Origin of the sequence: Pseudomonas koreensis, assembly GCF_024169245.1 — a bacterium.
Lineage (GTDB): Bacteria > Pseudomonadota > Gammaproteobacteria > Pseudomonadales > Pseudomonadaceae > Aquipseudomonas > Aquipseudomonas koreensis_F.
The window spans coordinates 1079861-1104671 of record NZ_JALJWP010000001.1 but is presented as its reverse complement, the minus strand read 5'-3'; the positions used below and the strand labels follow the sequence as shown (position 1 = coordinate 1104671).

The window sequence follows — 24811 nt, the reverse complement described above, 5'->3', positions numbered from 1 at the left end:
CTCCATCTCGAAAAGGGCGGGACAGACCGGCGAAATCTTCGACGGCAGGCTCAAACTGAAGGGTATGACGGCGTTTTCCGCAGAGAGTTCGTGCTATGAAAGGGCCATGATGCCTCGGCGGACCGGGCTCGCGACCGGCAAAACCTTGATTTTCCGCGCTTAACCGTTCAGGCGAATCTGCACAAATTTCCGTGTAGGAGCTGCCGCAGGCTGCGATCTTTTGACTTTGTTTTTCAAGATCAAAAGATCGCGGCCTGCGGCAGCTCCTACAGGGGCGTATCCGATTACTTGGTGCCGGTATGCCCGAAGCCGCCGGTGCCACGTTCGGTTTCGACGAATTCCTCGACCATTTCGAAATGCGCCTGCACCACCGGTACCAGCACCAGTTGCGCCAGACGTTCGCCGACGGTCATGGTGAAGTCGCTCTGGCCGCGGTTCCAGCAGGAGACCATCAGCGGCCCCTGGTAATCGGAGTCGATCAGGCCGACCAGGTTGCCCAGGACGATGCCGTGTTTGTGGCCCATGCCCGAGCGCGGCAGGATCAGTGCAGCGAGGTTCGGGTCACCGATGTACACCGACAGGCCGGTGGGGATCAGCACGGTTTCACCCGGTTTGATCACGATGTCCTGTTCCAGCATGGCGCGCAGGTCGAGGCCGGCGGAGCCCGGCGTGGCGTATTGCGGCAGCGGGAATTCGGTACCGATGCGTGGATCGAGGATCTTGGCTTGCAAAGCGTGCATGTAAATTAAACCTGGTTCAGACGTTCGGCGATAAAAGTGACCAGTTGGCGAGCGATCTTGCTCTTGCTGGTCTGGGCGAAAACCGTGGCGTGCAGCTCACGGTCGATGACGCTGCAGGCGTTTTCTTCGCTGTTGAAACCGATGCTCGGGTTGGCGACGTCGTTGGCGACGATCAGATCGAGATTCTTGTCCTTCAGCTTGCGTGCAGCGTAGTCGAGCAGGTGTTCGGTTTCGGCAGCGAAGCCAACACTGAACGGACGGTCGGGACGGGTCGCGATGGTGGCAAGGATGTCCGGGTTGCGCACCATTTGCAGGACGAAGCCGTCACCGCTCGTAGGATCTTTCTTGAGCTTATGCGGCGCGACGACTTCAGGGCGGTAGTCCGCCACCGCTGCCGACGAGATGAACACATCGCAAGGCATGGCCGATTCGCAGGCGGCGAGCATGTCGCGGGCGCTGACCACATCGATACGGGTGACCCGATCCGGCGTCGGCAGGTGCACCGGGCCGCTGATCAGGGTGACACGGGCGCCGGCTTCCACGGCTGCTTCGGCGAGGGCAAAGCCCATTTTGCCGGAGCTGTGGTTGGTGATGTAGCGCACCGGGTCGATGTTTTCCTGGGTCGGGCCGGCGGTGATCACCACATGCTTGCCGGTCAGGGCCAGGCGCTGGAAGCAATCGGCGGCGAGCAGCGCCAGATCGGTGGCTTCCATCATGCGGCCCATGCCGACGTCGCCGCAGGCCTGGCTGCCCGAGGCCGGGCCGAAAGTCTTCAGGCCACGGCTTTCCAGCAGTTGCAGGTTGGCCTGGGTCGCCGGATCGCGCCACATCGCCTGGTTCATCGCTGGCGCGACAGCAACCACGGCGTCGGTGGCCAGCACCAGTGTGGTCAGCAGATCGTTGGCAATGCCCTGGGCCAGGCGGGCGATCAGGTCGGCGGTGGCCGGAGCGATCAGCACCAGATCGGCCCATTTCGCCAGCTCGATATGGCCCATGGCGGCTTCGGCGGCGGGGTCGAGCAAGTCGAGGTGAACCGGGTGGCCCGACAGGGCCTGCATGGTCAGCGGGGTGATGAACTCGGCGCCGCCATGGGTCATGACCACGCGCACTTCGGCACCCTGGTCGATCAGGCGGCGAACCAGATCGGCGCTCTTGTAGGCCGCAATGCCGCCGCCGACGCCCAGAACGATGCGTTTCCGATACAGCCGCTGCATAGGTCTGCCTTTCATTTCGTTGATGACTGCGGTGCGATGCCCCTCCCCAGGGTTGAATCGACCGCCAAAAAGATGGGCTACGATATCACAGCGACCGCTACGGAACAGCGGCGCCCACAGACAAGGAGGTGCTATGAGTATTCGCGATTGGCCGGCGGCGGAACGGCCACGGGAACGGTTGTTGGAACATGGAGCGGGGAGTCTTTCGGACGCCGAGTTACTGGCAATTTTTCTGCGCACCGGATTGCCCGGAAAAAGCGCCGTGGACCTCGCCAGACATCTGCTGATGCAATTCGGCGGCCTGCGTTTGTTGCTCGAGGCCGATCAGGACGCATTCAGCAAACAAATGGGCCTCGGCCCGGCCAAGTTCGCTCAGTTGCAAGCCGCTCAGGAGATGAGCAAGCGCCATCTGGCCGAGCGCTCACGGCAGAAACCGGCACTGGAAAATCCTCAGGTCGTACGCGATTACCTGAAGGCGATGCTGCGGCATGAACCGCACGAGGTGTTCGGCTGCCTGTTTCTTGATTCAAAACATCAGGTGCTGAACTTCGAGGCACTGTTTCGCGGCTCGATCGACAACACCAGCGTGCATCCCCGGGAAGTAGTGAAGCGCGCGCTGGCCAATAACGCCGCGGCGGTGATCCTGTGTCACAACCATCCGTCGGGCAATACCGATCCGAGCCAGGCGGATCGGCTGCTCACCAAGCGTCTGCAGAAAACCCTGGAGCTGATAGACGTGCGGGTGCTCGATCACTTCATCGTTGGTGACGGCGAACCGCTGTCGATGGCCGAGTGTGGCTGGATGTAACTCTCGAAAACGGTGCAAATCCACTGTGGGAGCGAGCTTGCTCGCGAAGGCGTCGTGTCAGTCAGCATAATATTTACTGACAGACCGCTTTCGCGAGCAAGCTCGCTCCCACAGGCTGATTGCATCCTCAGGTCTTGCGTTGGTCAGGTTATTTGAGGCTGACCTTGGAGTAGTCCTGCCGGCCGAACGGGCTCACCGAGTAACCCTGAACATCCTTGCGCGTCAGTGCGTAGGCCGTCGGGTGCGCCAGTGGCAGCCACAATGCCTGCTGCTGGATCTGCGCCTGGGCCTGTTCATACAGCTTGGTGCGTACGCCTTGTTCGCTGGTGGTTTTGCCGGCGCTGATCAGCTTGTCCAGATCGGCGTTGCAGTACCGCGCAAAGTTGGTGCCGGACTTCACTGCGGCGCAGGAAAACTGCGGGGTGAGGAAGTTGTCCGGGTCGCCGTTATCGCCGGCCCAGCCCATGAACAGCAGGTCATGTTCGCCGGCCTTGGCGCGGCGAATCAGCTCGCCCCATTCGATCACCCGGATCTCCGCCTGAATGCCGATCTCGGCGAGGTCCGATTGCAGCATCTGCGCGCCGAGGCTCGGGTTCGGGTTCAGCAGACTGCCCGATGGGCGCGTCCAGATCGTGGTCTGGAATCCATCTTTCAATCCGGCCTTGGCCAGCAGCGCCTTGGCTTTGGCTACGTCGTGCGGATAGCCGGGCAGGTTCTTCGCGTAGCTCCAGGTGTTTGGCGGGTAAGGACCATTGGCCGCTTCGGCAGTGTCTTCGAACACGGCCTTGATGTAGTTGGCCTTGTCGAAAGCGAGGTTGATCGCCTGGCGTACTTCCGGCTTGTCCAGCGGCGGATGCTGGCTGTTGATGCCCACGAAAGCGGTCATGAACGCGTCAGTCTTTTCGACTTTCAGTGTTGGTTCTTTCAGCGCGGCCTGTACGTCCAACGGCTTTGGCGACAGGGCGATCTGGCATTCATTGCGCCGCAGCTTTTGCAGGCGCACGTTGGCGTCCGGCGTGATGGCGAAGATCAGCGGGTCGACGGCAGGCTTGCCATGGAAGTAATCCGGGTTGGCCTTGTAACGGATCGCCGCGTCTTTCTGGAAGCGATTGAACACGAACGGGCCAGTGCCGATCGGCTGGCTGTTGAGTTTGTCGGTGGCACCAGCCTTCATCAGCTTGTCGGCGTATTCAGCAGAGTAGATCGAGGCGAAACCCATGCTCAGGGTCGCGAGAAAGGTCGAATCCGGGTGATCAAGAGTGAAGCGCACGGTAAGCGGATCGAGGGCATCGATTTTCTTGATCAGGGTCGGCAGTTGCATCGACTGCGCATGCGGGAAACCACTCTGGGCGACTTTGTGCCACGGGTTGGCCGGGTCGAGCATGCGGTCGAAGCTGAATTTGACGTCTTCGGCACTCAGCTCGCGGCTCGGCTTGAAGTAATCGGTTGTATGAAATTTCACCTGCGGGTGCAGCTTGAATACATACGTCAGGCCATCAGTGCTGACCTCCCAGCTGTCGGCCAGGCTCGGGATGACCTTGCCACTGGCGGTGTCGAAATCCACCAGACGGTTCATCAGTACGTCAGCTGAAGCGTTGGTGGTGGTCAACGAGTTGTACTGCACCACGTCGAACCCTTCAGGGCTGGCCTCGGTACACACGCTCAAAGCGGCGGCCTGGGCGAGGGGGCTCAGCAGGAGCGGGGCGAGCAACAGGGGTAGGGCAGCGAGGCGCATGGTCGGTTTCCTTTACAGATCGAAGGCCCATCTGCAAGTGCAGTCTGGAAAAGTCCTACCCTAGAGCTCTGAATTGCAAATGACTATCCCCTTTTTGCATTTTCAGGCGCAGTCTTGCGCGGTTTCGAGCGCTGACAGCCAGATGGAAAGTCTGAATCGTCTGTAGGGCGGGAATTCTGCGACGAGTGGTCAAAACTCGTCGCGGCCTTTATTCAAGGCACCTGAGGCGGAAAAAATCGCCCCTTTTCCGATTGATTGCACACCGATTGTTGTTGCACCCCGGTCTTTCTGGTATAAAGCAGCGCTCTTTTCTAGGGGCCCGGTTCCTTCACTGTAGGTGTAGCCGGTAAGACCTCTAAAGAAACGCGGCGCCTGGCGCCAAATGACTGAGAGATTAAGCGGCCAACCCATGCCGGGTTGGGCATGTGGTTTTAGAGGGCTGAGGCATGTCGAGAGTATGTCAAGTTACCGGTAAGGGTCCGGTGACTGGGAATAACATTTCCCACGCAAACAACAAAACCCGTCGTCGTTTCCTGCCGAACCTGCAGCATCACCGCTTCTGGGTTGAAGAAGAGAAACGTTTTGTGCGTCTGCGCGTATCTGCCAAAGGCATGCGTATCATCGACAAGCGTGGCATCACTGTCGTGCTCGCCGAACTTCGCCGCGATGGCAAGATTTAAGGGAGCTAATCATGCGTGAATTGATTCGTTTGATCTCGAGCGCCGGTACTGGTCACTTCTACACTACCGACAAGAACAAGCGTACTACCCCGGACAAAATCGAGATCAAGAAATATGATCCGGTTGTTCGCAAGCACGTGATGTACAAGGAAGGCAAAATCAAGTAATTGATTTTCCTGACTTACAAAAAAGGCCCGTATCTCACGATACGGGCCTTTTTTGTTGCCTCGATTTTTGTGTCGCCTGTCCTGACGCCTTCGCGAGCAAGCTCGCTCCCACAATGGAATGCGGTAGGAATGTGGGAGCGAGCTTGCTCGCGAAAAGGCCGGTAAAATCAGCGAAAAACTCAAGCCTTCTGTTCGAAGATCACATAAACCTTGCGGCAAGCCTCAAGCACTTCCCAGGTACCACGAAACCCCGCCGGAATTACAAACCGGTCGCCAACCCGCAAGGTCTTGGCATTGCCATCGCTGTCACGCAATACCGATACGCCCTGAAGGATTTCGCAGTATTCATGCTCGGTGTAATTCACCGTCCACTGACCCACCGCGCCTTCCCACACTCCCACGCCCATTTGCCCACAAGGGCTGTCGTATTGATGGAACACCGCCTGCTCAGGGTCGCCCTTGAGTACTTTCGCCGGATCCGGGCGATAGCGCTCGGCTTCGCTGCTGGCGAGGCTGATGTCGACGACGTTGTGGATGTTCATTGTTGTTTTCTCCGCTAATGACGACGCGTGGGCTGGAATGAGCCGAAGTCTATGTTTATTAAAATGAACACCGCAAGGCCGTATGGCCAGCTTATGTCAAATATATTGAAACAAACCCGGCCGCTGGTTTAGGGTGGCGGGTGCCTCGGGCCGAAAGTGCAGGCTGGCCGGGCAGAATTCTTGAACAGCACCGCAGCGCTTGTGGTGCTCGTATTCAATAAGAGGAGGACACCCGAATGACCACCCTGACTCGTGCCGACTGGGAACAACGCGCCCGCGATCTGCAAATCGAAGGCCGCGCCTTTCTGAATGGCGAATACACCGACGCCATCTCCGGCGAAACCTTCGAATGCATCAGCCCGGTCGATGGCCGCCTGCTCGGCAAGATCGCCAGCTGCGACGCCGCCGACGCCGACCGCGCCGTGGAAAACGCTCGCGCTACTTTCAATTCCGGCGTCTGGTCGCGCTTGGCGCCGACCAAACGCAAAGCCACCATGATCCGCTTCGCCAGCCTGCTGAAACAGCACGCCGAAGAACTGGCGCTGCTGGAGACCCTCGACATGGGCAAGCCGATCAGCGATTCGCTGTACATCGACGTGCCGGGCGCGGCGCAGGCGCTGAGCTGGAGCGGTGAAGCGATCGACAAGATCTACGATGAAGTCGCCGCGACCCCACATGATCAATTGGGTCTGGTGACCCGTGAGCCGGTGGGCGTGGTCGGCGCTATCGTGCCGTGGAACTTCCCGCTGATGATGGCCTGCTGGAAACTCGGCCCAGCGTTGTCGACCGGTAACTCGGTAATCCTCAAGCCATCGGAAAAATCGCCGCTGACCGCCATCCGTATCGCTGCGCTGGCTGTTGAGGCGGGTATTCCGAAAGGCGTGCTCAACGTGCTGCCGGGCTATGGCCACACGGTCGGCAAGGCGTTGGGTCTGCACAATGACGTCGACACGCTGGTGTTCACCGGTTCGACCAAGATCGCCAAGCAACTGATGGTCTACGCCGGCGAATCGAACATGAAACGCGTCTGGCTGGAAGCGGGCGGCAAGAGCCCGAACATCGTCTTCGCCGATGCGCCGGACCTGCAGGCCGCCGCCGAATCCGCCGCCAGCGCCATCGCCTTCAACCAGGGCGAAGTCTGCACCGCCGGTTCGCGGCTGCTGGTCGAGCGCTCGATCAAGGACAAATTCCTGCCGATGGTGATCGAGGCGCTGAAAACCTGGAAACCCGGCAATCCGCTGGATCCGGCGACCAACGTCGGTGCGCTGGTCGATACCCAGCAGATGAACACCGTGCTGTCGTACATCGAATCCGGTCACACCGATGGTGCCAAACTCGTCGCCGGCGGCAAGCGCATCCTCCAGGAAACCGGCGGCACTTACGTTGAGCCAACCATTTTCGATGGTGTGAGCAATGCGATGAAGATTGCCCAGGAAGAGATTTTCGGCCCGGTGTTGTCGGTGATCGCTTTCGATAGCGCCGAAGAAGCCATCCAGATCGCCAACGACACGCCATACGGGCTGGCCGCAGCGGTGTGGACCCAGGACATCTCCAAAGCGCACTTGACCGCCAAGGCCTTGCGCGCCGGCAGCGTGTGGGTCAACCAGTACGACGGCGGCGACATGACCGCGCCGTTCGGTGGCTTCAAACAGTCGGGCAACGGTCGCGACAAATCGCTGCACGCCTTCGACAAGTACACCGAACTGAAGGCGACGTGGATCAAGCTGTAAGGCGCTGATGGGAGCCCGGTCACTCCGGGCTTCCTGAGCAAACAGAGATCCTCTGTGGGAGCGAGCCTGCTCGCGAAGCCGGTGTATCAGTCAGCTCATATGCTGAATGTGAAACCGCTTTCGCGAGCAGGCTCGCTCCCACATTGGTTTTGTGGTGCACATAAAAAATCCACAGGAGCGTGGAACATGCGGTGGGCGACGTATTTCGCCGTGTTGGCGTCTGTCTTGAGTGTCGGCCTGGCCCTGGGGGTCAGCATGCCGCTGGTGTCGTTGCGCCTGGAGGGCTGGGGCTACGGCTCGTTCGCCATCGGTGTGATGGCGGCAATGCCGGCGATCGGCGTACTGCTGGGGGCGAAGATTTCCAGCCATCTCGCTGCGTATTTCGGCACGGCGAATCTGATGCGTCTGTGTCTGTGGGCCGGGGCATTGTCGATCGGCCTGCTGGCGCTGCTGCCGAGTTATCCGATCTGGTTGCTGCTACGGTTGCTGATCGGTGTGATCCTGACCATCGTGTTCATCCTCGGCGAGAGCTGGATCAATCAGCTGGTGGTCGAGCAGTGGCGCGGGCGTCTGGTGGCGCTGTATGGCAGCAGCTATGCGCTGAGCCAGCTGTCCGGTCCGTTGCTGCTGGGTGCGCTGGGTACCGAGCATGATTACGGTTTCTGGGTCGGGGTCGGTCTGCTGACGCTCTCGCCTTTCCTGCTGCTGGGGCGCAGCGGCGCGCCGAGCAGTGAGGCCAACAGCGTGACGTTTGGCGATCTGTGGGGCTTTGCCCGGGAGTTGCCGGCGATTGCCTGGGCGGTGTCGTTGTTCGCTGCGTTCGAGGCGATGATCCTGACGCTGCTGCCGGTGTACTGCCTGCAACAGGGGTTCACCGCCGAAATCGCCTTGGCCATGGTCAGCACCGTAGTAGTGGGCGATGCGCTGTTGCAATTGCCGATTGGCGCATTGGCCGATTACCTGTCGCGGCGCACGCTGTTTGCCGGGTGCGCGGTGGTGTTGATGCTGTCGAGTCTGGCCATTCCAGTGTTGCTCGACACACTGCTGATCTGGCCGCTGTGGGTGCTGTTCGGCGCCAGTGCCGGCGGCTTGTTCACCCTGTCGCTGATCCTGATCGGCGAGCGCTACCGTGACGATGCGCTGGTGCGCGCCAATGCGCATATCGCGCAGTTGTGGGGTGTCGGTTGTCTGGTCGGGCCGTTGGCGGCGGGGGCAGGCAGTCAGTGGATCAATGGGCATGCACTGCCGCTGTTGATGGCAGCGGGGGCTTTCGGGTTGGTGATTTTGTTGTTGCGCCAAGGGGCATTCGGCACAACGCAGACTGCTTGAGAGCAAAAGATCGCAGCCTTCGGCAGCTCCTACAGGGGATACGCATTCCAACTGTAGGAGCTGCCGAGGCTGCGATCTTTTTGCTTTTTACAGCATCCGCTCCAGGCCGACGCTGGTGCTGAACCATGAGTTGAAGCGCCGCCACCAGCTCCCCGGTTCCTTGGTCAGGGTATGCATCTGGCCGTTGTCCTCGGTGACCCAGACGACCTTGCCGTCCTCAAGTTTTGCCTGATAGCTCAGGGTCGGCGCCATGCCTTGCAGCGCCAGTGCGCGCACGTGCTCGGCCAGTTCCGGACTGTCGACCAGGACGCCGACTTCGGTGTTCCACAACACCGAGCGCGGGTCGAAATTGAACGAGCCGATAAACGATTTGCGCCGATCGAAAATCATCGCCTTGCTGTGCAGGCTGGAATCCGAGCCGCGATACGAGCGGCTGTAGAACACCCGCGGACCGCTGCCATAGTTATCCCCAGGCTGACGGCGCAGTTCATAGAGTTTCACCCCGTGTTCAAGCAACGCCTTGCGATAAGGCGCGTAACCGCCATGCACCGCCGGCACGTCGGTGGCCTCCAGCGAATTGGTCAGCAGCCTCACGGAGACCCCGGCATCGGCGCGCCCGGTCAGGTAGACCAGCCCCGGCTGACCCGGCACGAAGTACGCGGAGATCATGATCAGCTCTTTGCTCACGCCGGTCAGTTCCGGCGCCAGTTGCGTGGTCAGCAGCAGGTGCGGATCGGGTTCGCCCTTGGACAACACCTTGCTCGGCGCATCCCACAGGGCCTGGTTCCACGCCCAGATCAGCTCTTTACGCCAGATGTCCATGCGCGGGTCGGTGGTGAACTTCATCAACTGCTGATACAGCGCGTGGTTCTGCTTGCGGGTTTCTTCCAGCGACTCTTCCAGGCGCGTGCGCGTGTTTTGCAGATCGGCGGCGGTCGGCTGGCTGGAGAGGAATTCGTCGATCGGCTTGCTCAGCGCACTGTTCCAGTACTGATCGAAACTGTGCCCGAGCTGCTCGGCCACCGGGCCGATGCTGAGCATGTCGATGTCGGTGAAATTCAGGTTGGGTTCGGCGTCGAAATACTCATCGCCCAGATTGCGCCCGCCGACGATGGCCGCGCTGTTGTCCGCCAGCCACAACTTGTTGTGCATGCGCCGATGCTGCACGGACAGATTGAACAGTCGCCCGGCCGCACGCGTGACGCCGGTGCTGCGCCCCAGGTGCAACGGATTGAACAAGCGAATCTGGATCTGCGGATGCGCCGCCAGGGTGGCGATGATCTGGTCGAGGCCGTCGCTGGTGGTGTCGTCGAGCAGGATGCGCACGCGCACCCCACGGTCGGCAGCCTTAAGCACTTCCTCCACCAGCATCCGCGTGCTGATGCCGTCGTGGACGATGTAGTACTGCAAATCGAGGCTGACCTGGGCGTGACGAATCAGCTCGGCCCTGGCAGTAAACGCCTCGCCGCTATCGGAGAGCAGGCGAAACCCGGACTGCCCCTTGTAGGGCGCGGCCTGCGCCTGGATCGAACGGCCGAAGCTGGATTGCGAAGCAGGCAAAGCCTGGCTCGGTTCGCGCGGTACATCAAGGCAGGCGCAGCCGCTGAGGATCGAGGCGAGTATCAGTAAAGCGAGTAGGGGCTGTCTGAAGCTCACGTAGGATCGTTCCGGTTGGCGGTTGAGGTCGGCATTTTGGACGCCGGGCTGACAAAAAAGGTCAGTCGGTCTCAGCGAGTAATCTGATTGCCGCGGCACCGACCTTGCGCACCGCTTCTTCGATCTGCGCTGTTGGTTTGGCAGCGTAGTTCATCCGCAGACAATTGCGGTATTTGCCCGAGGCGGAAAAGATGCTGCCGACGGCAATCTGTACGCCTTGATCGTGCAGCGCGCGATTCAGTTTCAGCGTGTCGAAACCTTCCGGCAGCTCCACCCAGAGCATGAAGCTGCCCTGCGGGCGACTGGCGCGGGTGCCGGCGGGAAAGTAGCGGGTCACCCAGTCGATCATCGCATCGCGATTGCGCTGGTACTGCATGCGCATGCGCCGCAGGTGCGGCTCGAAATGGCCGGCCTTGATGAATTCGGCAATGGCGATCTGCGGTTGTGGCGCGGTGGATCCGGTGCTGATGTATTTCATGTGCAGCACGCGCTCGAGATATCGGCCGGGAGCCACCCAACCTATGCGCAGCCCCGGCGCCAGGGTCTTGGAGAACGAGCTGCAGAGCAACACGCGGCCGTCTTCGTCGAAGGATTTGATCGTGCGCGGGCGCGGGTAGGTATAGGCCAGTTCGCCATACACATCGTCCTCGATGATCGCCACGTCGAAACGCTGGGCCAGGGTCAACAACGCGCGTTTGCGCGACTCGGGCATGACGTAACCGAGCGGGTTGTTGCAGTTGGGGGTGAGCTGAATGGCCTTGATCGGCCATTGTTCCAGAGCCAGTTCAAGTGCGTCGAGGCTGATGCCGGTGAGCGGGTCGGTAGGGATTTCCAGGGCTTTCATGCCGAGGCCTTTGAGGGTCTGCATGGCGCCGTGGAAGCTCGGCGAGTCCACCGCGACGATGTCACCCGGCTCGCAGACCGCGTGGATGCTGGTGGACAGCGCCTCGTGGCAGCCAGTGGTGATCACCAGATCGCTGGCGCTCAACTGACAGCCGGAATCGAGCATCAGGCGCGCGATCTGTTCGCGCAGTTCGAGGTTGCCGTGGATGTTGTCGTAATACAGACCGGGCATATCCTGCCGCCGACTGATCCGTGCCAGTCCACGCAGCAATGGTTTCATGGTCGGCGAGCCGACGTCGGGCATGCCGCGGCCCAACTGCACAACGTCTTTGCGCGGTACGGCGCGGATCAATTCCAGCACCTGATCCCACTGCGAAATCTCCACCGGTCGTTGCGCCGGGCGGCCGATCGCCGGCAATTCCGGCAGTTCGCGGCCAACGGGCACGAAATAGCCGGACTTGGGTTTTGGCGTGGCCAGACCGCTGTCTTCAAGCACGCGATAGGCCTGCTGCACCGTGCTCAGGCTGACTCCGTGTTCAACGCTCAGTGCACGCACTGACGGCAAGCGATCGCCGGGGCGATAGAAGCCTTGTTCGATGCGGGTGCCGAGCAATTCGGCGAGGTTTACATACAGAGTCATGGTGGGTCTCGGTGTACGTTGGTGGAAACCAGTACAGATGCGGCAAAAAACAATCATTCAGTCGGCGAATCGACGAATCTGTATGGAATTAATACAGGTTCGTTGAATCTGTAATGGTTTTGTTCGCCCGCGCATCATGGAATCTCTGGCTACCCAAGTAAACAGGAGCAACGAAAATGAACGGCTTGAGCGATGTGCGGCTGACGTTACACAGTCAGGAACTGGCGGCAGGGCAGAAGGACAGCGCGCGCAATCTGCTGCGTAACGCACCGTCCGGCCTCAGTCGCTGGGGCCTGTTCTGGCATCGTCTGCACACGCGCAAGGCGTTGCTGGAATTGACGCCGGAACAGCTCAAGGATGTCGGGCTGACACTGGAGCAGGCGCGGGAGGAGGGGTTGAAGCCGTTCTGGCGGATCTGAATAACACAGATCGTTCCCACGCTCTGAGTGGGAACGCCGCCCCGGACGCTCCGCGTCCGCTGTGACGCAGAGCGTCACTGGATGCATTCCCACGCAGAGCGTGGGAACGATCCTGATCCGTCAGACCAACTCTTTAAGCCGATGCCACAACATTCCCAACGCCAACAACGGCGAGCGCAAATGCTTGCCGCCGGGGAAGGTGATGTGCGGCACCTTGGCGAACAGATCAAAGCCGCCGCCATGCTGCCCGCTGATCGCCTCAGCCAACAGCTTGCCGGCCAGGTGCGTGGCATTCACCCCATGCCCGGAATAGGCCTGGGCGTAATACACGTTCGGCTGGTCGGCGAGCCGGCCAATCTGCGGCAAACGGTTGGCGCCGATGCCGATCATCCCGCCCCACTGATAATCGATTTTCACCCCGGCCAATTGCGGGAACACTTCAAGCATCTTCGGCTGCATATAAGCGCCGATGTCTTTCGGATCGCGCCCTGAATAATGGCAGGCGCCGCCAAACAGCAAACGACGATCAGCCGAGAGCCGGTAGTAATCCAGCGCCACCCGCTGGTCGCAGACCGCCATGTTCTGCGGCAGCAGGTCATGCGCCTGCTCTTCGCTCAGCGGCTCTGTGGCGATGATGTAGCTGCCGGCGGGCAGAACCTTTCCGCTCAGTTGCGGATTCAAGTCGTTGAGATAAGCATTGCAGCCCAGCACCAGAGTCTTCGCCCGCACCGAGCCCTGCGCCGTGTGCACCTTCACTTCCGGGCCGTAATCGATGCGCGTCACCGCCGAACGTTCGAACAACTGCACGCCCAGTTGCTGCGCCGCGGCCGCTTCGCCCAGCGCCAGATTCAGCGGGTGCAGATGCCCGGAGCCCATGTCGATCAGGCCGCCAACGTAGCGTTTCGAACCGACCACGGTGTGCATTTCGTTGGCCTGTAGCAGACGGGTTTCGTAGCGGTAACCGAGGCCGCGCAGTTCTTCGGCGTCTTCGGCAAAACCCTCAAGATCAGAAGCTTTGTTGGCGAGGTCGCAGTAGCCCCAGGTCAGGTCGCAGGCAATGCCGAAACGCTCGACACGTTGGCGAACAATCTCCACGGCTTCAAGGCCCATAAGTTTCATCTCGCGCACGCCATCGGCCCCGATGACATTGGCGAACTGATCGAGGCCGTGACCGACGCCGCGAATCAACTGCCCGCCGTTGCGACCGCTGGCGCCCCAGCCAATCCTGTGCGCTTCCAGCAACACTACGCTGAAGCCGCGTTCGGCCAGCTCCAATGCCGTGTTCAACCCGGAAAAGCCGCCGCCGACGACGCAGACATCAGCCGCCACCTCGCCTTGCAACACAGGATGGTCGGGCTGCGGCAAGCTGCTGGCGGCGTAATAAGAGGCAACGTGGGGCTGGCTCGCGGTGGTCTGGGCGCGGGCGGTCATGGGCATCATCCAACGGCTGAGTGTCGATAAAATTTGACGGAGCATAAGCTGCGCGGCTGAAGGCGGGCAACATCGGTCGGTCTGCGGTGTCTGGACCCGCGCTTTTGCGGCACAATCGTTGTCCCGCCACTTTGGTCACCGTTTCGATGAGCTGCAACAGCCAGAAAATCCGCACCCTGCGTCAGCAGATCCCGACGTTCGACTGCGTGCCGGGCTGCCACGACTGCTGCGGGCCGGTGACCACCTCGCCCGAAGAGATGGCGCGACTGCCGCGCAAGACCCGCGCCGAGCAGGATGCGGCGCTGGAAGAACTCAACTGTGTGCACCTGGGGCCGAATGGCTGCACGGTGTATGAAGAGCGACCGCTGATTTGTCGATTGTTTGGCACCACCAAGACCCTGCCATGCCCGAACGAGCGGCGACCGGTGGAGTTGATTCATCCGCGGGTGGAAAAGCAGATATTCGAATACATGGCGGCGAATCGGCAGGTATTAGTTTGAAAGATCGCAGCCTTCGGCAGCTCCTACAGGACCGCATTCCAATGTAGGAGCTGCCGAAGGCTGCGATCTCTTGATCTTCAAATGTCAGTCCGGAATCGGCAGGCAGAGGCTCTCTTTCACCTCTTCCATGACGATATAGCTCTTCGACTCACGCACATGCGGCAGCTTCAACAGAATGTCGCCGAGCAATTTGCGGTACGAGGCCATCTCGGAAATCCGCGCCTTCACCAGATAGTCGAAATCCCCTGAGACCAAATGGCACTCCAGCACATGCGGCAGCTTCAGCACCGCGCGGCGGAATTCCTCGAATGTGTCTCCGGATTTGTAATCGAGACTGATCTCGACAAACACCAGCAAGCTACCTTTCAAATGCTGCGGATTGAGCCGGGCGTTATAGCCCATGATGATTCCTTCGCGCTCCAGACGCCGCACGCGCTCGGTGCATGGCGTGGTCGAGAGGCCGACCTTTTCCCCAAGTTCGGTAAAGGAAATCCGCCCGTCCGCCTGCAGGATGCGCAGGATGTTGCGGTCGATCTTGTCCAGCTCACGTTTGGTCTGAGTGTTGGTACGCATAGGGGATGCGCCTCCGTGAAAAGGGTTTTTGCCGAGAATTGTCGCCAAATATAGGCGCTTATATAGTGAAAAGCACTGGCATTTCTTTTTTACACTGCGCCCATCATTGCTCTAATAAACAGTTCGGCGAAAAGCCGAGATGAGGGATTGAAAATGCGCGTCATGGTCTTGGGTAGCGGCGTCATCGGTACCGCCAGTGCTTACTATCTGGCGCGTGCCGGGTTTGAAGTGGTGGTGGTCGACCGGCAGCCTGCTGCGGCCATGGAAACCAGTTTCGCCAACGCCGGCCAGGTCTCGCCGGGTTACGCCTCGCCGTGGGCCGCCCCGGGCGTGCCGCTCAAGGCGATCAAGTGGCTGCTTCAGCGCCACGCGCCATTGGCGATCAAGGCCACCGCCGACATCGATCAGTACCTGTGGATGGCGCAAATGGTGCGCAACTGCACCGCCAGCCGTTACGCGGTGAACAAGGAGCGCATGGTGCGTCTGTCCGAGTACAGCCGTGACTGCCTCGATGAGTTGCGCGCCGAAACCGGCATTGCGTACGAAGGTCGCAGCCTCGGTACTACGCAGTTGTTCCGGACTCAGGCGCAGTTGGATAACGCCGCCAAGGACATCGCCGTGCTGAAAGAATCCGGCGTGCCGTTTGAAGTTCTCGACCGCGCCGGCATCGCCCGCGTCGAACCGGCTTTGGCAGGCGTCACCGACATTCTTGCCGGCGCACTGCGTCTACCCAATGACCAGACCGGCGACTGCCAGATGTTCACTACTCGCCTCGCCGAAATGGCGCGCAAGCTCGGCGTGGAATTCCGTTTCGGCCAGGACATCCAGAAACTCGATTACGCCGGGGATCGCATCAACGGTGTGTGGATTGACGGCAAACTGGAAACCGCTGACCGCTACGTGCTGGCGCTCGGCAGCTACTCGCCGCAACTGCTCAAGCCGCTCGGCATCAAGGCTCCGGTGTATCCGCTCAAGGGCTACTCGCTGACCGTGCCGATCACCGATCCGGCTATGGCGCCGACTTCAACCATTCTCGACGAGACCTACAAGGTCGCGATCACCCGTTTCGACAACCGCATTCGCGTTGGCGGCATGGCCGAGATTGCCGGTTTTGACCTGTCGCTCAACCCGCGTCGACGCGAAACCCTGGAGATGATCGTCAACGACCTTTATCCTCAGGGCGGCAATCTGGCCGAGGCGAGTTTCTGGACCGGCCTGCGCCCGACCACGCCGGACGGCACGCCGATCGTTGGTGCCACGCCATTCAAGAATCTGTTCCTCAACACCGGTCACGGTACGCTCGGCTGGACCATGGCCTGCGGTTCCGGCCGTTTGCTCGCCGACCTGATGGCGAAGAAAAAGCCGCAGATCAGCGCCGAAGGCCTCGATATTTCCCGTTACGGCAACAAGACCCAGGAGTCCGCAAAACATGTCAATCCAGCGCCAGCTCACCAATGAGCGCATGAGTCAGATCGTCAGCCACAACGGCATCGTGTATCTGGCCGGGCAGGTCGGGGACGACTTCGACGCCGGAATTGAACAGCAGACCCGCGACGTGCTCGCCAATATCGAGCGCCTGCTCGATCTGGCCGGGACGGACAAGCAGCATCTGTTGTCGGCGACGATCTACCTGAACGACATCGACGCTCACTTCGCCGGGATGAACTCAGTGTGGGATCAATGGCTGCCGAAAGGCGCCGCGCCGGCCCGCGCCACCGTCGAAGCGAAGATGGCCAAGCCGAGCATTCTGGTGGAGATCTCCATCGTCGCCGCGCTGCCATAATGTTTTAGATATCCCTCTCCCGGTGCTGTTGGCGGCTCACGCCGTCAGTCAGCGCCGGTTTTTCTTCCCATGACCGCCCAGAAGTCTGCCGCCATGCGTCCTGCCCGTGCCCTGATCGATCTTCAAGCCCTGCGTCACAACTACCGAATTGCCCGTGAAGTCACCGGTGCCAAAGCGCTTGCGGTGATCAAGGCGGACGCCTACGGCCATGGCGCGGTGCGTTGCGCCCAGGCACTGGAAGCCGAGGCGGACGGTTTTGCCGTGGCGTGCATCGAAGAAGCACTGGAGCTGCGCGCTGCCGGGATTCGTGCGCCGCTACTGCTGCTGGAAGGTTTCTTCGAAGCTGACGAGCTGGCGTTGATCGTCGAGCATGATTTCTGGTGCGTGGTGCATTCGCTGTGGCAGCTCGAAGCGATCGAGCAGGCGGCGCTGAGCAAACCGATTACGGTGTGGCTCAAGCTCGATTCCGGCATGCACCGTGTCGGCCTGCATCCGAAAGATTATCCATCGGCCTATCAGCGTCTGCTGGCCAGCGGCAAAGTGGCCAAGATCGTTTTAATGAGCCACTTCGCCCGCGCCGATGAACTGCATGCGCAAAGCAGTGCCGACCAGGTGGCAGTGTTCGAAGCGGCGCGTAAGGGCCTGGCGGCGGAAGTCAGCCTGCGCAACTCGCCAGCCGTGCTCGGCTGGCCAGAAATCAAAAGCGATTGGGTACGCCCGGGCATCATGCTTTACGGCGCGACCCCGTTCGAAGAAGCCAACGCAGTGGCCGAACGCCTGCAACCGGTGATGACCCTCGAATCGAAAGTCATCAGCGTGCGTGAATTGCCGGCCGGCGAACCGATCGGCTATGGCGCCAGATTCATCACCGACAAACCCATGCGCATCGGCGTGGTCGCCATGGGTTACGCCGACGGCTACCCGCGTCAGGCGCCGACCGGCACGCCGGTGCTGGTGGCCGGCAAGCGCAGCCGCCTGCTAGGCCGCGTGTCGATGGACATGCTCTGCATCGACCTGACCGATGTACCGGAAGCCGGCCTCGGTTCTGACGTCGAGTTATGGGGCAAGAACATCCTCGCCAGCGATGTGGCGAAGTGGGCCGATACCATCCCTTACCAGATCTTCTGTAACCTGCGTCGGGTGCCGAGGCTCTATTCCGAGGGTTGACACCGCTACGGGGACCAAGTGTTGTAAATACTGAACGCTGTCGCCATGATAACGCTCAATATTCTTACAACATCAGGAGGCTCCCGCCTTGGACGTCGGTGAACGACTGCAATCGATCCGCAAGCTCAAAGGGCTTTCCCAGCGTGAACTCGCCAAACGCGCGGGCGTCACCAACAGCACCATTTCGATGATCGAAAAGAACAGCGTCAGCCCTTCGATCAGTTCGCTAAGAAAGGTGCTCGGCGGCATCCCCATGTCCATGGTCGAGTTCTTTTCCGAAGAGATCCTGCAGGACCAACCGACCCAGATCGTCTACAAGGCCAACGAGCTGATCGACATCTCCGACGGCGCCGTGACCATGAAACTGGTCGGCCGCGCGCACCCGAGCCGCGCTATCGCCTTCCTCAACGAAATCTACCCGCCGGGCGCCGACACTGGCGAAGAAATGCTCACCCACGAAGGTGAAGAAACCGGGATTCTGGTGGAAGGTCGCCTCGAGCTGGTGGTGGGTCTGGAAACTTTTATCCTCGAAGCTGGCGACAGCTACTATTTTGAAAGTACCAAGCCGCATCGTTTCCGTAATCCGTTCGACGTTCCGGCGCGACTAATCAGCGCAGCCACGCCGGCGAATTTCTGAGCAAGAGGCGCCAGACCATTACGGCGAAGGCACCCGGACCGTTTTACCGATGCGCAACAAGACCCCTCTAACCATGGGGTTGTTTCAGTACAGCGGCCTACCCGCTATACTTGCGCCCGCCTGTGAACCGTGGCCGCAGGCGTGAATAGCCACCATTGAGGGTGAACGCGTGAACCTAATTATGAAAATGCTGGCTGCACCAGCAACCGTACTGGCCCTCTGGGCTGTCAGCGCTCAAGCTGCGACGAATGACGAAATCGCCAAACGCCTCGAGCCCGTCGGCCAGGTATGTGTTCAAGGGCAGGAATGCAAAGGTATGGAGGTGGCTGCGACCGCAGGCGGCGGTGGCGGGGCGAAGGCACCTAAAGACGTGATCGCCAAGCACTGCAACGCTTGCCACGGCACGGGCCTGCTCGGCGCGCCGAAAATCGGCGACAAGGCCGCCTGGAAAGAGCGCGCCGATCACCAGGGTGGTCTGGACGGCATCCTTGCCAAGGCCATCACCGGCATCAATGCCATGCCGCCAAAGGGCACCTGCGCCGATTGCTCCGATGAAGAGCTCAAGGGTGCGATCAAAGAGATGTCCGGGCTGTAATCAGCGGCGCCTTTGAAAAAAAACCGTCTTCGGACGGTTTTTTTGTGCCTGCAATCTCACAGCATGTTTTTCGTGATGTAAGCGCCGGCAGAATTGAGCACGGCTTTGTAGACGGCATAAGCGTCAGTATCTTCGGCGGCTATTTGCTCGCAGCGCCCTCCGGATATCTGCCTCAGATCACAGCCCGGGATCGACATGATGAGGGGAGAGTGAGTAGCGATGATGAATTGCGCGCCGCCGCGCGACAGCTCCATTATCCGGTTGATAAACACCAATTGCCTCACCGGGGATAACGATGCTTCCGGCTCGTCGAGCAGGTACAGTCCCTGGGCTTTGAATCGGTGGTGGAAGAGCGCTTCCATTGCTTCACCGTGCGACATGCAATGCAAATCCACGCCACCGTAATAGGTCTTGATTTCAGGATCAAAGCTAGGCTCTGCATCGAGCTTGCGGATCGTAGTGCTCAAGTTGTAGAAGGTTTCCGCTCTGTAGAAAAAAACGTCCTTCTCCCTTCGGTAGCCTTTTGAGAGCGTCAGGGTTTCATGCAGTTTCGAATGGGTGTTCTCGGTCGAGAAATTGAAATTCTTCCCACCGCCTTCTGGATTGCAACCCAACTTGATGGCAACAGCTTCAAGTAAAGTGGATTTTCCAGAGCCATTTTCTCCGATAAAAACAGTTATTAAGCTGCTGAATTCAAGCGGAAAGAGGTCATGTAGAAAGTCAGCCGCCGTCATGTCTGGCTTCAGGCGTATTTGTTGGATAAACAGATCATTCATATCGATACCCTCTGAAGATTCTGTCGATTGAAACCTTCACGCCGATCATCGCTATCCCGAGTCTTATCGAGCTCGTGCTGGCCATGGTAAAGATTCCGATATAACCGAGACAGGCAATAAGACGCTCGCCAAATAATTCCGGGGTGGCAGCGGCGCTGAATAAAATGACAGATACCGTCCCGGCCGAGATGGCCATTTCCGGCCAGAAGGATTGGATGGCGCTTGCTTTCTGATATTTGTAGCGTGCTCGTACTGTGCCCCTCAAATATCCAAAGCTTCTGATGAGTTGCATTTTACTTTGTTCGCCGTCGCTGGAAACTTTGAACGTGTTAATAAGCGAATCTTTGTACAAATCCTCTTTCGACATTTCTGCTGCATATAGCCGCTGGATTATAGGCTTGGCAAATCTCAATTGCACACAAGTCAATACAATGGTTGAGGCGATTGGCAGGAAGAAGTAGATGTTTTCCCTAAGCAGAATAAAGGCAGCGGACAATGTCAAAATGCAGGAGCCGATGAGATGAATTGCGTCATGAATGACGGAAGCAATTTTCTCAGCATCTTCTTTAATCATTGTCACCCGAGAACATAATGGAGAGGGCCGCTCATCATGCACAATGAAACTGATAAGCACAAAACGAGACTTCGCTTCCATGAGCGTCGCATAGGAGTTACCCAGAGTTTGCGTTGAAAGCTTGGTTAAAAAAACAGCGATAAGGACGAAGTAAACCTCATTGCTAATCGCACCAGTGGTGAGAGCCGTCAGGCTTTTGGCGACGACTGATGGTATCAACAATTGACATGCGGCTGCTAATGTAAGGCAAATCACGGACAGAAAAAAAACGGTCAGATTTTTTTGCAGGCAAATAAACATGGTTCAATGCCCCTCGTGCTGTAGTCCATAGCCGCGAATCCGACTACGTCTGTAAGATGCCTCTCTGCTTGAGTAGTAGATGGATATCAGCGATGTCGCAGGGCTCAGCACGCGCTCAAGATAGATGGCTGAGGCAAAAATGGCACCTATATTAGAATTTCCGGCGCTTAGCAGATGGGCCGACACTAATAATAGAACCACTATCGCCACTGGATAACATGAGCTTGATATTGATTCGAAAGTCGATGCTTTCAGGCTTGAGCGAAAAGCGAGGCGTTCGATATTTTTTATATCTAGCTTGGCCCTGTTTGTATATGGTTTTGCATTATATAAATGCTCACAGATAGCACCGATGGTTACGGTGTTATGCTGTACGTACTCATCATATAGCGATCTACTGGCTCTTCGAGTAGCAAGATGTGCAACTAAAGCATAGAGGAGGCCGCTAAGTGGCGCGAGCGCCAAAAGCGGGTAGTAGAAGGCGGTTATGAAAAGCGCAACGATAATGATGCTGCAGTTCAGCGAAATATCAAAATATAGCGAGTGATACAAATACATCGAGCCATCAACGTCGCCATCAATCAGTTCGATCCACTCGCCTGGTTTTTGAGTATGCCCGAAGCTTCCGCCAAGTAGATGATTCAGAATTGCCTTCTTCAGAATAAATCTGGTTTTGGAGGCGGTTTTTTGTAGATGGATGTTGGCTGCCAGCTTGAATGGGGGAGTGGCGATAAGAAAGAACGCAGCACCTGCGAGCGTGTATAAATACAAGCTGTCGCCTCCCAAATAAAGATTGATGGAGTTGCCAATCAAATAGGGTGATGCGCTTGTTAGAGCCGCAATGCCTACACCAAAGCAGCATAATATTAGATTATTTTTCATGAATTTAAGAATTCCATCTGGTGGGGGAGGAATGGAAATTCATACTCATGCTCGATTAGCCCAATTGCTCCGATTAACGATCCCACTCGTCCGATCCACAAACCTAAAGGATCAGCAGTCTTTGTTCTAAGTTCACGACTGCTCTGTTCGCTGAGATTGATGATGTTGGACCATAGAAATATTTTTGGGTCATTGAGCGATTCTGGTGAAAGCTTTTTAATGATATTTAGAATTCCAAAAGCGCCGTGACATAAAGAATCGTTAATAGGTCGCTTTCTTTTTTCTAGATCACAGTAAGAAAATACAGTTTTGGATGGATGTTTCTCCAAGAACTCCGTTGCCAGCGGCACCCCATTTTTGGCGAAATAATCTATTGCCAAGTAGTTTCCTGGTAAGCCATGACTCCATGAAAACTCGCCCGCACTTGATGCTGAACGTTTTCTATAGTCATGCCAATTTTCGATAGTTTCATCGTATTGTTCGAGCTCCCAAGATAGAAATCCTAGGAATATCTTATTGACTGAATCTTTTTTTGCAATCAGATCGTTAAAATAAAATAGTGAATATGCGCACCCCATAATTCCATGAGACAAGCCGCTTAATAAAGCATCGCTTCTCGTAGTAACTGCATTATCGAATGTTGCTAGCGTACGTCCGTCTATAAGCGTGAGTTCTGGCTCTAATTTGCCATATAAGGATTTCGCTAAATCAGAAAATTGTTCGTCTTCCGTTAGGGTGAATATATGTGTCAGTACGTTTAGAGTTCCGAACATGCCTGATAGAAAGTCTGACCCCCAAAAGTATTTTTGCCACCATGGCTCACTGAGTACCTCTTCAACATATCTCTTGTAGAGTTGTAGTAGTTCACTTCCTCTTTTGTCATCAAAATAGTCTAAGCTTATCAGTAGCGGTACAATTGCAGATGATAAGCCAAAGTGAAATCCACCTAGATGCGTGCCTTTATTCGAAAGTTTTTGGGCTATTCTGCTGTAGCAAGCATTTAGCAGCTCGCCTACCAAGGCTTTATCTACAGCGCTGCTGCGGCTGGCAGCGACTACGCAGCCGTAGAGAATACCAGACAATCCGTAGTAGAAATCGTCCCCCAACTCGGAGAATTCCATGTAACCGCCAGGTGAGGAATGAAATCCTAGCCAAAGCCCATTACTGGAAATTTCGGTGGCTAACATCTCATTGATCAACTTCGCATTGATCTCTGATGATAACCTGAGTTTGTCAATGATCTCGTCTATATTTGAATACCGAGGGTCGTTCAGGTCGTCGTTTTGTTTGAATTTGTATTCCGTCAGCTTATTACCATGCTCATACATATTTCTCATTGCTAATAGAGTATTCGCAGTCAAGTTTTCTTCAAATGCGATTCTATTTCTGTTTAGTGTTTTGACATATTGGACGCTGTTATCTATTCCATTTATATAATCATTGCTATCTAGGTGCCCAGAGCCGTCGTATCTTGATTCATAGAATTCAAGGCCCCCAGTTAGTCCCTGAGCAAAAGGTACGTCTAAATCCAGGCATGCGGCGATCTCGGCGTTGAGAAAACCTATGGCAGGGGCGGTGTCATTATTAAGAATGTTCTCCAAAAAGGCCGTACGTTTTTTAGTGCACCGCATCAAGGTCGCATGCAAGGAGCATTGGATAGCGTAATGATATGTGGCAGTCGGCCTCGGGATATACCTATTTCTTCTTCCTCTGAGAGAGTCAATAATTTCGATGATTGAAGCCTGATTACTATTCACAAGGGAAAATAATTTGTTCAAGCCTTCAATGATTTCTTTTTCGTAGTCCCACGGCTGTGCCGCTTTTCCATTGATATGCAAAACGTTTTGGTTCGGAAATATTTTCACTCCGTCCATGCCAAACTGGCTCTGTCCACTCTCGTCTTCCAAATGTTGATACAGATTTAAGCTGACATATTGCTCCGATAGTCCACCTAATGCGCTCAGGTCTACACCTATACCGTCTGTGCCTTTCCAAGTCCAATTTGGAAGTATGCTTGTTTGGGTGACATTCCAGCGTACTTCTTTTGGAAAGGTTTCAATATTAAGAGTGCTGTAGAAAATAGTTTCGAGATCGATTGGAATAGGGCTTGGGCCGTGTGCAATCAAATTGTCAGAGGTAATATCGGCGGCCATAAAGGTGGTGCAGTAACCTAAAAGAAATCCAGCTCTTTTAAAATAAGAAGAAACTTCGGCTTCGCTTTCTGCCTGCGTTTGAGGTGTATGCTCTGACCAACCGTGTTCTTTTTTTACAAGATACCTTGGCAATTTCCAGTTTTCGTAACCATCTCCAGCAGCATGGCTCAAATGCAGCAGTAAATCAGATGCTTCAGCTTCAAGTTCCAAATTTCTCGGTTTATAAACTATCTTGATAGAATCAAAAGAAAGTATGCAAACGGTTCTAGATCCATTGTGAGTTTCGCTGGAAGAAACCTCAACGGAGGAAAGTTTGGAACCGGTCGGTATATTAAATTTTTCGTTGATATCTTGTCTGTCTTCGATAAGTGCGAGGATTAACTGTGCCGTGAATTCAATAAAATTTTTTGACAGTTTGGTCAGGACTCGATCCAGTTCGGGGTAGGCGCTAATGATGTCGAGGAGGTAGTTTTTGTTTTCACTTATCAATTTGAAATATGCGGAAGTCTCCATTTTGCTGCAGGTGGTCTTTTCAAATATTATTTTTTCCGTTACTAAGACATTGTTGGCGGCGTTAGTAAGTCTGGCTGCAAGGTTGGTTACAAAGCCATTGATAACAGTTGATTTCAATGCTTCGTCGTTATCACACGATTTTGGAAATTGTTCTTCGATATGGAAGATGTAATAAGACAGGTAGGGCCAGACCGGGCAGTCAGTAGTGTAGCCGCGTTTAAATGGCGTTGTTCCACTTAAAAAATCTTTAGGATTTTTCAATGTTTTATCCTTAACAAGTCAGGGCGCCACTCGGTTCGAGTGCCGCCCAAATTTTATTTACATGTAGGTCGCGTAGCAGCATCCTTGCCAACACTGTGAACAGCAGCTGGTACACGGTCGCGAACCGCTGCTTGCAGCGCTCAAGTTACTGAACGCTTGAATT

24 protein-coding genes are annotated in these 24811 nt (G+C 56.9%); 12 read left to right on the top strand and 12 right to left on the bottom strand.

The window, feature by feature from the left end:
• Positions 1-284: 284 nt before the first annotated feature.
• Positions 285-740 carry a dUTP diphosphatase gene (dut, locus tag J2Y90_RS05180; protein ID WP_016772550.1) on the bottom strand — a complete coding sequence of 152 codons (456 nt, stop codon included), beginning with the start codon at positions 738-740 and terminating at the stop codon, positions 285-287.
• A gap of 5 nt (positions 741-745) precedes the next feature.
• Positions 746-1954, bottom strand: coding sequence for a bifunctional phosphopantothenoylcysteine decarboxylase/phosphopantothenate--cysteine ligase CoaBC (coaBC, locus tag J2Y90_RS05175; RefSeq protein ID WP_039757372.1), 1209 nt, complete (start codon positions 1952-1954; stop codon positions 746-748).
• A 133-nt stretch (positions 1955-2087) separates the two neighbouring features.
• On the opposite strand from coaBC, the gene radC reads away from it, so the two are divergent.
• Entirely contained in the window at positions 2088-2762 is a 675-nt protein-coding gene (radC, locus tag J2Y90_RS05170; RefSeq protein WP_253497193.1) for a RadC family protein, read from the top strand.
• A gap of 148 nt (positions 2763-2910) precedes the next feature.
• On the opposite strand, the gene J2Y90_RS05165 is transcribed toward radC, so the two are convergent.
• The gene (locus J2Y90_RS05165) at positions 2911-4497 is read right to left on the bottom strand and encodes an ABC transporter substrate-binding protein (protein WP_150742912.1); all 1587 of its coding nucleotides are present in this window, start codon (positions 4495-4497) and stop codon (positions 2911-2913) included.
• A 446-nt stretch (positions 4498-4943) separates the two neighbouring features.
• Between J2Y90_RS05165 and rpmB the strand changes: the two genes are divergently transcribed.
• On the top strand, positions 4944-5177 hold the full coding sequence (rpmB, locus tag J2Y90_RS05160) for a 50S ribosomal protein L28 (protein WP_007920377.1): 234 nt from the start codon (positions 4944-4946) through the stop codon (positions 5175-5177).
• A gap of 11 nt (positions 5178-5188) precedes the next feature.
• Positions 5189-5344, top strand: coding sequence for a 50S ribosomal protein L33 (rpmG, locus tag J2Y90_RS05155; RefSeq protein WP_016772554.1), 156 nt, complete (start codon positions 5189-5191; stop codon positions 5342-5344).
• A gap of 179 nt (positions 5345-5523) precedes the next feature.
• Here the strand turns inward: rpmG and J2Y90_RS05150 are convergent, their stop codons facing one another.
• Positions 5524-5886 (bottom strand): cupin domain-containing protein, encoded by a 363-nt coding sequence (locus J2Y90_RS05150; RefSeq protein WP_253497190.1) that lies wholly within the window; start codon positions 5884-5886, stop codon positions 5524-5526.
• A gap of 236 nt (positions 5887-6122) precedes the next feature.
• On the opposite strand from J2Y90_RS05150, the gene J2Y90_RS05145 reads away from it, so the two are divergent.
• Positions 6123-7616, top strand: coding sequence for an aldehyde dehydrogenase (locus J2Y90_RS05145; protein ID WP_253497187.1), 1494 nt, complete (start codon positions 6123-6125; stop codon positions 7614-7616).
• 186 nt (positions 7617-7802) lie between these two features.
• Complete coding sequence (locus J2Y90_RS05140) at positions 7803-8945, top strand: MFS transporter (RefSeq protein WP_253497184.1); 1143 nt, start codon at positions 7803-7805, stop codon at positions 8943-8945.
• An 87-nt stretch (positions 8946-9032) separates the two neighbouring features.
• On the opposite strand, the gene J2Y90_RS05135 is transcribed toward J2Y90_RS05140, so the two are convergent.
• Both J2Y90_RS05135 and J2Y90_RS05130 read right to left on the bottom strand, forming a co-directional pair.
• Positions 9033-10601, bottom strand: coding sequence for a phospholipase D family protein (locus tag J2Y90_RS05135; RefSeq protein ID WP_253497181.1), 1569 nt, complete (start codon positions 10599-10601; stop codon positions 9033-9035).
• Between the two features lie 61 nt (positions 10602-10662).
• A complete protein-coding gene (locus J2Y90_RS05130; RefSeq protein ID WP_253497178.1) occupies positions 10663-12084 on the bottom strand; it encodes a PLP-dependent aminotransferase family protein in 1422 nt (473 codons plus the stop codon).
• Positions 12085-12260: 176 nt separating this feature from the next.
• On the opposite strand from J2Y90_RS05130, the gene J2Y90_RS05125 reads away from it, so the two are divergent.
• Positions 12261-12503 carry a DUF1127 domain-containing protein gene (locus J2Y90_RS05125; protein ID WP_253497175.1) on the top strand — a complete coding sequence of 81 codons (243 nt, stop codon included), beginning with the start codon at positions 12261-12263 and terminating at the stop codon, positions 12501-12503.
• 120 nt (positions 12504-12623) lie between these two features.
• Here J2Y90_RS05125 and J2Y90_RS05120 read toward each other — a convergent pair whose 3' ends face one another.
• Positions 12624-13934, bottom strand: coding sequence for an NAD(P)/FAD-dependent oxidoreductase (locus tag J2Y90_RS05120; protein ID WP_253497172.1), 1311 nt, complete (start codon positions 13932-13934; stop codon positions 12624-12626).
• A 146-nt stretch (positions 13935-14080) separates the two neighbouring features.
• On the opposite strand from J2Y90_RS05120, the gene J2Y90_RS05115 reads away from it, so the two are divergent.
• Positions 14081-14434, top strand: coding sequence for a YkgJ family cysteine cluster protein (locus tag J2Y90_RS05115; protein WP_253497169.1), 354 nt, complete (start codon positions 14081-14083; stop codon positions 14432-14434).
• An 84-nt stretch (positions 14435-14518) separates the two neighbouring features.
• Here J2Y90_RS05115 and J2Y90_RS05110 read toward each other — a convergent pair whose 3' ends face one another.
• Positions 14519-15007, bottom strand: a complete 489-nt coding sequence (locus J2Y90_RS05110) for an Lrp/AsnC ligand binding domain-containing protein (protein WP_010465173.1) — start codon at positions 15005-15007, stop codon at positions 14519-14521.
• Positions 15008-15160: 153 nt separating this feature from the next.
• Between J2Y90_RS05110 and dadA the strand changes: the two genes are divergently transcribed.
• From dadA to J2Y90_RS05085, 5 genes are all read left to right on the top strand, one after another.
• Positions 15161-16465: a D-amino acid dehydrogenase gene (gene dadA / locus J2Y90_RS05105; RefSeq protein ID WP_253497166.1), complete on the top strand. Its 1305-nt coding sequence runs from the start codon at positions 15161-15163 to the stop codon at positions 16463-16465.
• Complete coding sequence (locus J2Y90_RS05100) at positions 16437-16790, top strand: RidA family protein (RefSeq protein WP_253497163.1); 354 nt, start codon at positions 16437-16439, stop codon at positions 16788-16790. Before dadA ends, J2Y90_RS05100 begins: the two co-directional genes overlap by 29 nt.
• A 93-nt stretch (positions 16791-16883) precedes the next feature.
• Positions 16884-17957 carry an alanine racemase gene (gene alr / locus J2Y90_RS05095; protein WP_253505065.1) on the top strand — a complete coding sequence of 358 codons (1074 nt, stop codon included), beginning with the start codon at positions 16884-16886 and terminating at the stop codon, positions 17955-17957.
• Between the two features lie 88 nt (positions 17958-18045).
• Positions 18046-18594, top strand: coding sequence for a cupin domain-containing protein (locus J2Y90_RS05090; RefSeq protein ID WP_016772566.1), 549 nt, complete (start codon positions 18046-18048; stop codon positions 18592-18594).
• Between the two features lie 181 nt (positions 18595-18775).
• Positions 18776-19189, top strand: coding sequence for a c-type cytochrome (locus J2Y90_RS05085; RefSeq protein WP_253505062.1), 414 nt, complete (start codon positions 18776-18778; stop codon positions 19187-19189).
• 56 nt (positions 19190-19245) lie between these two features.
• Here the strand turns inward: J2Y90_RS05085 and J2Y90_RS05080 are convergent, their stop codons facing one another.
• The 4 genes from J2Y90_RS05080 to lanM are packed head-to-tail and all read right to left on the bottom strand — an operon-like array spanning position 19246 to position 24648.
• On the bottom strand, positions 19246-19965 hold the full coding sequence (locus J2Y90_RS05080) for an AAA family ATPase (protein ID WP_253497160.1): 720 nt from the start codon (positions 19963-19965) through the stop codon (positions 19246-19248).
• A complete protein-coding gene (locus J2Y90_RS05075; RefSeq protein WP_253497157.1) occupies positions 19958-20839 on the bottom strand; it encodes a hypothetical protein in 882 nt (293 codons plus the stop codon). The genes J2Y90_RS05080 and J2Y90_RS05075 overlap by 8 nt, the downstream gene beginning before the upstream one ends.
• A gap of 3 nt (positions 20840-20842) precedes the next feature.
• Positions 20843-21721 carry an ABC transporter transmembrane domain-containing protein gene (locus tag J2Y90_RS05070; protein WP_253497154.1) on the bottom strand — a complete coding sequence of 293 codons (879 nt, stop codon included), beginning with the start codon at positions 21719-21721 and terminating at the stop codon, positions 20843-20845.
• Complete coding sequence (gene lanM / locus J2Y90_RS05065; protein ID WP_253497151.1) at positions 21718-24648, bottom strand: type 2 lanthipeptide synthetase LanM; 2931 nt, start codon at positions 24646-24648, stop codon at positions 21718-21720. The genes J2Y90_RS05070 and lanM overlap by 4 nt, the downstream gene beginning before the upstream one ends.
• Positions 24649-24811: the final 163 nt, after the last annotated feature.

What these genes read in the sequence shown, in the direction of transcription:
- dut (WP_016772550.1), bottom strand. Translation starts at nt 740, where the DNA reads ATGCACGCTTTGCAAGCCAAGATCCTCGATCCACGCATCGGTACCGAA.
- coaBC (WP_039757372.1), bottom strand. Translation starts at nt 1,954, where the DNA reads ATGCAGCGGCTGTATCGGAAACGCATCGTTCTGGGCGTCGGCGGCGGC.
- radC (WP_253497193.1), top strand. Translation starts at nt 2,088, where the DNA reads ATGAGTATTCGCGATTGGCCGGCGGCGGAACGGCCACGGGAACGGTTG.
- J2Y90_RS05165 (WP_150742912.1), bottom strand. Translation starts at nt 4,497, where the DNA reads ATGCGCCTCGCTGCCCTACCCCTGTTGCTCGCCCCGCTCCTGCTGAGC.
- rpmB (WP_007920377.1), top strand. Translation starts at nt 4,944, where the DNA reads ATGTCGAGAGTATGTCAAGTTACCGGTAAGGGTCCGGTGACTGGGAAT.
- rpmG (WP_016772554.1), top strand. Translation starts at nt 5,189, where the DNA reads ATGCGTGAATTGATTCGTTTGATCTCGAGCGCCGGTACTGGTCACTTC.
- J2Y90_RS05150 (WP_253497190.1), bottom strand. Translation starts at nt 5,886, where the DNA reads ATGAACATCCACAACGTCGTCGACATCAGCCTCGCCAGCAGCGAAGCC.
- J2Y90_RS05145 (WP_253497187.1), top strand. Translation starts at nt 6,123, where the DNA reads ATGACCACCCTGACTCGTGCCGACTGGGAACAACGCGCCCGCGATCTG.
- J2Y90_RS05140 (WP_253497184.1), top strand. Translation starts at nt 7,803, where the DNA reads ATGCGGTGGGCGACGTATTTCGCCGTGTTGGCGTCTGTCTTGAGTGTC.
- J2Y90_RS05130 (WP_253497178.1), bottom strand. Translation starts at nt 12,084, where the DNA reads ATGACTCTGTATGTAAACCTCGCCGAATTGCTCGGCACCCGCATCGAA.
- J2Y90_RS05125 (WP_253497175.1), top strand. Translation starts at nt 12,261, where the DNA reads ATGAACGGCTTGAGCGATGTGCGGCTGACGTTACACAGTCAGGAACTG.
- J2Y90_RS05120 (WP_253497172.1), bottom strand. Translation starts at nt 13,934, where the DNA reads ATGACCGCCCGCGCCCAGACCACCGCGAGCCAGCCCCACGTTGCCTCT.
- J2Y90_RS05115 (WP_253497169.1), top strand. Translation starts at nt 14,081, where the DNA reads ATGAGCTGCAACAGCCAGAAAATCCGCACCCTGCGTCAGCAGATCCCG.
- J2Y90_RS05110 (WP_010465173.1), bottom strand. Translation starts at nt 15,007, where the DNA reads ATGCGTACCAACACTCAGACCAAACGTGAGCTGGACAAGATCGACCGC.
- dadA (WP_253497166.1), top strand. Translation starts at nt 15,161, where the DNA reads ATGCGCGTCATGGTCTTGGGTAGCGGCGTCATCGGTACCGCCAGTGCT.
- J2Y90_RS05100 (WP_253497163.1), top strand. Translation starts at nt 16,437, where the DNA reads ATGTCAATCCAGCGCCAGCTCACCAATGAGCGCATGAGTCAGATCGTC.
- alr (WP_253505065.1), top strand. Translation starts at nt 16,884, where the DNA reads ATGCGTCCTGCCCGTGCCCTGATCGATCTTCAAGCCCTGCGTCACAAC.
- J2Y90_RS05085 (WP_253505062.1), top strand. Translation starts at nt 18,776, where the DNA reads ATGAAAATGCTGGCTGCACCAGCAACCGTACTGGCCCTCTGGGCTGTC.
- J2Y90_RS05080 (WP_253497160.1), bottom strand. Translation starts at nt 19,965, where the DNA reads ATGAATGATCTGTTTATCCAACAAATACGCCTGAAGCCAGACATGACG.
- J2Y90_RS05075 (WP_253497157.1), bottom strand. Translation starts at nt 20,839, where the DNA reads ATGTTTATTTGCCTGCAAAAAAATCTGACCGTTTTTTTTCTGTCCGTG.
- J2Y90_RS05070 (WP_253497154.1), bottom strand. Translation starts at nt 21,721, where the DNA reads ATGAAAAATAATCTAATATTATGCTGCTTTGGTGTAGGCATTGCGGCT.